The organism is uncultured Thiodictyon sp. (assembly GCF_903828115.1).
GTDB lineage: Bacteria > Pseudomonadota > Gammaproteobacteria > Chromatiales > Chromatiaceae > Thiodictyon.
Map to the genome: position 1 here is coordinate 1 of NZ_CAIKKU010000673.1, position 5,103 is coordinate 5,103.

Consider the following 5,103-nt stretch of genomic DNA (forward strand, 5'->3'; position numbering starts at 1 on the left):
CGAGATTATCGTCGTGCCCCGGATTCTCTCGCACCCCGAGGTGCACCGCTTCTCCGATTACGATTACGATTACGACAACGACAACGACAACGACAACGAGGTCGAGCATATCAGTGGGTAGTGGGTAGGACGGGCAGAGCGCAGCGCTGCCCATTCTGCGGCCCTCAGCAATCCACCCCGCCGCGGTCCAGCCCCGCCTCGGCCAGGGCCACGGCGCGGAAGATGGCGCGGCCCTTGTTCATCGTCTCTTCCCATTCCATCCGCGGCACCGAGTCGGCGACGATCCCGGCGCCGGCCTGGATGTGCAGGCTGCCGTCCTTGATGACGGCGGTGCGAATCGCGATCGCCGTGTCCATGTTGCCGTTCCAGCCCAGGTAGCCCACCGCCCCCGAATAGACCCCGCGCTTTACCGGCTCCAGTTCGTCGATGATCTCCATGGCGCGGATCTTGGGGGCGCCGGAGACGGTGCCGGCGGGGAAGGTGGCACGCAGGACGTCGATCGCGGTGAGGCCTTCCTGCAACTCCCCGACCACGTTGGAGACGATGTGCATGACGTGCGAATAGCGCTCCACGATCATGCGGTCGGTGACCCGTACCGAGCCGGTGCGGGCCACGCGCCCGGCGTCGTTGCGCCCCAGATCGATCAGCATCAGGTGCTCGGCCAGTTCCTTGGGGTCGGCCAGCAACTCCAACTCCAGGGCCTGGTCCTCGGCCTCGGTGGCGCCGCGGCGCCGCGTGCCGGCGATGGGGCGTACCGTGACCGCGCCGTCCTCCAGGCGGGTCAGGATCTCGGGGGAGGAGCCGACGATCTGGAATTCGCCGAGGTCCAGGAAATACATGTAGGGGGATGGGTTCAGACCGCGCAGCGCCCGATAGAGGTCCAGCGGCTGGGCCTGGAAGGGGATGGAGAGGCGCTGCGACAGGACCACCTGCATACAGTCCCCCTCCAGGATGTAGCCCTTGATCCGGTCCACCGCCGACTCGAAGCCTTCCTGGGTGAAGCCGGAGACGAAGTCGCCCTCATGGACCCGCCGCTCGGCCCCCGCGGGGCGCCGCGGGGCGCCGCGCTGCATCCGCCCGATCAGGTCGGCCATCCGCGCCCGGCCGGACTCCAGGGTGTCGCCGACGGTGGGGTCTAAGTGCAGGATGATGTACATCCGCCCGCTCAGATTGTCGAAGACGACTACCTCGTCGGAGACCATGAGCAGGATATCCGGGGTGCCCTGTTGGTCCGGGTTGGGACAGTGGGCGAGCCGGGGCTCGATGTAACGGATGCTGTCATAGCCGAAATAGCCCACCAGTCCGCCGGTGAAGCGCGGCAGCCCCGGGTGCACGGCGACCTGGAAGCGGGCCTGGAAGGCACTGATCCAGGCGAGCGGATCGGCGCTCTGCGCCGTCTCGATGACCTGGCCGTCGCGTTCTACCTGGATTGCGTTCCCGGTGACCTTGAGCACGCTGCGGCAGGGCAGCCCGATGATGGAGTAGCGGCCCCACTTCTCGCCGCCCTGGACCGACTCGAAGAGATAGGAATAGGGACCCTCGGCCAGCTTGAGATAGACGCTCAAGGGGGTGTCCAGGTCGGCGAGGACCTCGCAGACCAGCGGGATACGGTTATGGCCCTGGGCGGTCAGGGCGGCGAATGCTTCGGGTGTCATGGGGGCTCCGGGTAATCCTGGAAAGAGCAGTTCTCACGCCAAGGCGCCAAGCTCGCCAAGGTTTCTCAGTACCTTAATAACGAGTCAAGAACAAGCCAAAATCAATCGTTGTCGTTGTCGTTGTCGTAATCGGATAAGCGTTGCACTTTGGCGCGCGAGAAAACCCGGGGCGCGACGATAATCTCGACAACGACAACGACAACGACAACGACAACGGTGCCAATAACAATCCCTAATGGGTTACCGGGCCGCCGGGGCGATGAGGGTGCGCAATTGCGTGAAGCTGTCGATCACGGCGTCCGGGTTGGCCTCGCGGATGTCCCGGCCGTGGTTGTAGCCGTAGCTGGTGCAGATGATGCGAAAGCCCGCGGCCCGCGCCGCCGTCACGTCGCTCACCGAGTCGCCGATCATCAGGGCGTCTGCCGGTGCCACTCCGAAATGGGCCGCCGCGTGCAGCAGCGGCGCCGGGTGGGGCTTCTTCTCCGGCAGGGTGTCACCGCTCACCACGGTGCCGAAATAATCCAGCAATCCAAGGTCACGCAGGAGCGGCAGGGTGAACTGGGCCGCCTTGTTGGTGACGCAGCCCAAGGGGTAGCCGGCGCCGCTCAGGTAATCGAGACCCTCGCGCACCCCGGGATAGGCCACCGAGCGGCCCGAGGTGTTCTCCGCATAGATCTCCATGAAGATCGGTAGGGCGAGTGCAAAGTCAGCCGCCGGGGCCTCGCCGTCGAGGGTTCCGAGCAGCGCACGCTGCACCAGGCGCTCCACCCCGTTGCCGACCCAGTTGCGCACCGCCGCCTCGCCGCGGGGCGGACGCCCGAGGCGCGCCAGCATGGCGTCCACGCTATAGGCCAGGTCCGGGACGCTATCGATCAGGGTCCCGTCGAGGTCGATCAGGATCATCTTGGGGCACAGCATAAGATCACCGTAGGGTGGATAAGGCGCGCGCTAAGGTCTTGCCGACCGGGTGCCGGGCTTGATCGCGCCGCATCCACCGGCACCTCCCGGCGGCCGGGATGGTGGATGCGCTGCGCTTATCCACCCTACGGCCTGACCACTGGCCACTACTCAGCGGTCCACCGCCGCCATCGCCTCACGCATCCGGCGGATGACGCTGTCGTAGCGGTGGGGGTCGCCGTCGCGGGGCTGGCCGAAGATCCCGGAGCCGGAGACGAAGGTGTCCGCCCCCGCGGCCTTGATCGCGGCGATATTGTCCGTCTTGACCCCGCCGTCGACCTCGAGCCGGATGTCGAGCCCCGAGTCGTCGATGATCTCGCGCACCTCGCGCAGCTTGTCGAGCGCCGAGGCGATGAAGCTCTGGCCGCCGAAGCCCGGATTGACCGACATCAGCAGGATCATGTCGATCTTGTCCAGCACATAGTCGAGATAGGTCAGGGGGGTGCCCGGGTTGAATACCAGGCCGGCCTTGCACCCCTCGCCACGGATGAGCTGCAGGGTGCGGTCGATGTGCTCGCTCGCCTCCGGGTGGAAGGTGATATAGGTGGCCCCGGCCGCGGCGAAATCCGGAATGATGCGGTCGACCGGCTTGACCATCAGGTGCACATCGATGGGTGCGGTGACCCCATGCTTGCGCAGGGCCTCGCAGATCAGCGGGCCGATGGTCAGGTTGGGGACATAGTGATTGTCCATCACGTCGAAGTGGACGATGTCCGCCCCCGCGGCGAGCACGTTGTCGACCTCCTCCCCGAGTTTGGCGAAGTTGGCAGAGAGGATGGACGGTGCGATCAGGTCAAGCGCCATGGGGGTCCCCCGGAAGTGTCCCCGACCTTGCCCAGGGGGCAGCGGCCAGGGTCTGTGGATGGAAAGCAGCAAACTCTAACCGAAGCGCCGCCGGATTTCACTTGGGGCCTGCGGCCGGCGGACGCGCCGCCGTGATCGTCTCGTAGGCGCGGCGGATCTCGTGGGTCTGCTGGGAGGCCAGCTTGATCGCCTCCGCGGGCGCCCCGCGGGAGGTGAGCTTGTCCGGGTGGTGCCGGTTCATCAGCTTGCGATAGGCGCGTTTGACCTCCTCGTCACTCGCCTGGACCGTGATGCCGAGGGTTGCATAGGCCCCGGCCAGGGCGGTTCGGGGCGACGGCGCTCCCGGGTCCTGACGCCCGGCTCCGGCGCCCCCGGCGCGCCAGCCCGCGTTGCCGCCCAGGAACTGGTACTGGATCTCGATCAGCCGCTCCAGGCGCCGAAAGCTCGCCAGGGGAATCTGGAGCCCGTGGCGGCACTGCTCCAGGACCAGCCGCTGCGCGGGCCCGGGCTGGCTGCCCCGGTAGGCCGCCGCGAGTTGGATCTCCAGGAACAGTTGGTGCAACTGCGCCTGCCCCGGGCTCGCCTGCCGGAACGCCGCCAGTGCGGCGGCGAGGTTGAAGCCGGGCGCCTTGCCCTGGTAGAAGAACTGAATGGCGGTGCGCCGCAGCGAGCGGTCCAGCCCCATGCGGGTCATGACCGACTCGGCAAAGGCGATCTCGGTCTCGCTCACCCGCCCGTCGGCCTTGGCCAGATGCCCCAGCACGCTGAAGGTGGTCTCCAGGAAGATCCCCTGCAGCCGTGCCCGCTCGGCCGCCCGCGCCGGCTCGAAGAGGTCCGCCACATGCGCCGCCCCCCGGTCCACCCCGTGACCCATCGCGGCCCCGACCACGGCCCCCAGGGGCCCGCCCACCAGGAGACCCAGGGTCCCGCCGACCGCCTTGCCCCACCAGCCCATGACCTCGATCCCCCTGTTAGGCGGCAGCCCCGGGCACCTTCCCGCGGCACTGCCGTTCGCGACTGTACGATGACACCCATCGTAACCCGTCGCTCGCCTCTTGCGCTTGCGGGAAGGGGCCGCGATCCGCGTGGCGGTAGGGTGAAACTGTGCAAGAATTCCCCGCGCGCCCGCGGTGCGGCGCGCCCGTCCGGCTCGTGAAAGTCGCGCAGCGAGCCTGTGGGAGCGGCTTCAGCCGCGACGGGCCGCGCAAGCGGCCCTGGCCTCGCCGGGGCTGAGGCCGCTCCCACGCGCACCCGGCAGCGTCCGGCCCGCCTGGTAACGAGTCACGTACAAGTTCAGTTCCCCGCGGGTCTGGTCCTGGTCGAAGAGACCCGGGCGGATGCCCGGCATCACGATCGGTTCAAGACGCGCATGTTGCAGCAGCTTCGTGCAAATGGCTGGCAGCCGGAGTACGCCTATGGGGACTCGGCCACCGACTTTACCGCCTATGCCGCGGCCGGGATCCCGAAGCAACAGGTCTTCGCGCTGCGGCGAGAACATCAGCGGTCGTGCCGGGCCGGCGTCTGGGAGACCTGCCTGGGCGGATGGACCGGGCACCTGGGCTATATCGAGAACACGGTGCCGCCGGCGGCAGCGAAATAGCAGTCGGCGGCCTTGATCATCACTCCGGCCACACGCCCTTGCGGCAACCCGTCGCGGCCTGGGGGCCGCTCCTACGCCGTAGGAGCG

General features: G+C 67.7%; 5 protein-coding genes. 1 reads left to right on the top strand and 4 read right to left on the bottom strand.

Going from position 1 to position 5,103, the window contains the following annotated elements; genetic code table 11:
* Positions 1-164 precede the first annotated feature (164 nt).
* The 4 genes from trpE to djlA form a co-directional block, all read right to left on the bottom strand.
* Positions 165-1,655, bottom strand: coding sequence for an anthranilate synthase component I (gene trpE / locus QZY48_RS25480; protein ID WP_295436325.1), 1,491 nt, complete (start codon positions 1,653-1,655; stop codon positions 165-167).
* A 240-nt stretch (positions 1,656-1,895) separates the two neighbouring features.
* Positions 1,896-2,573, bottom strand: coding sequence for a phosphoglycolate phosphatase (locus QZY48_RS25485; protein WP_295436326.1), 678 nt, complete (start codon positions 2,571-2,573; stop codon positions 1,896-1,898).
* Between the two features lie 150 nt (positions 2,574-2,723).
* Positions 2,724-3,416: a ribulose-phosphate 3-epimerase gene (gene rpe / locus QZY48_RS25490; RefSeq protein WP_295436327.1), complete on the bottom strand. Its 693-nt coding sequence runs from the start codon at positions 3,414-3,416 to the stop codon at positions 2,724-2,726.
* A 97-nt stretch (positions 3,417-3,513) separates the two neighbouring features.
* Positions 3,514-4,371: a co-chaperone DjlA gene (gene djlA, locus QZY48_RS25495; RefSeq protein ID WP_295436328.1), complete on the bottom strand. Its 858-nt coding sequence runs from the start codon at positions 4,369-4,371 to the stop codon at positions 3,514-3,516.
* Positions 4,372-4,785: 414 nt separating this feature from the next.
* On the opposite strand from djlA, the gene QZY48_RS25500 reads away from it, so the two are divergent.
* On the top strand, positions 4,786-5,016 hold the full coding sequence (locus QZY48_RS25500) for a hypothetical protein (protein WP_295436329.1): 231 nt from the start codon (positions 4,786-4,788) through the stop codon (positions 5,014-5,016).
* The last annotated feature ends 87 nt before the right edge of the window (positions 5,017-5,103 follow it).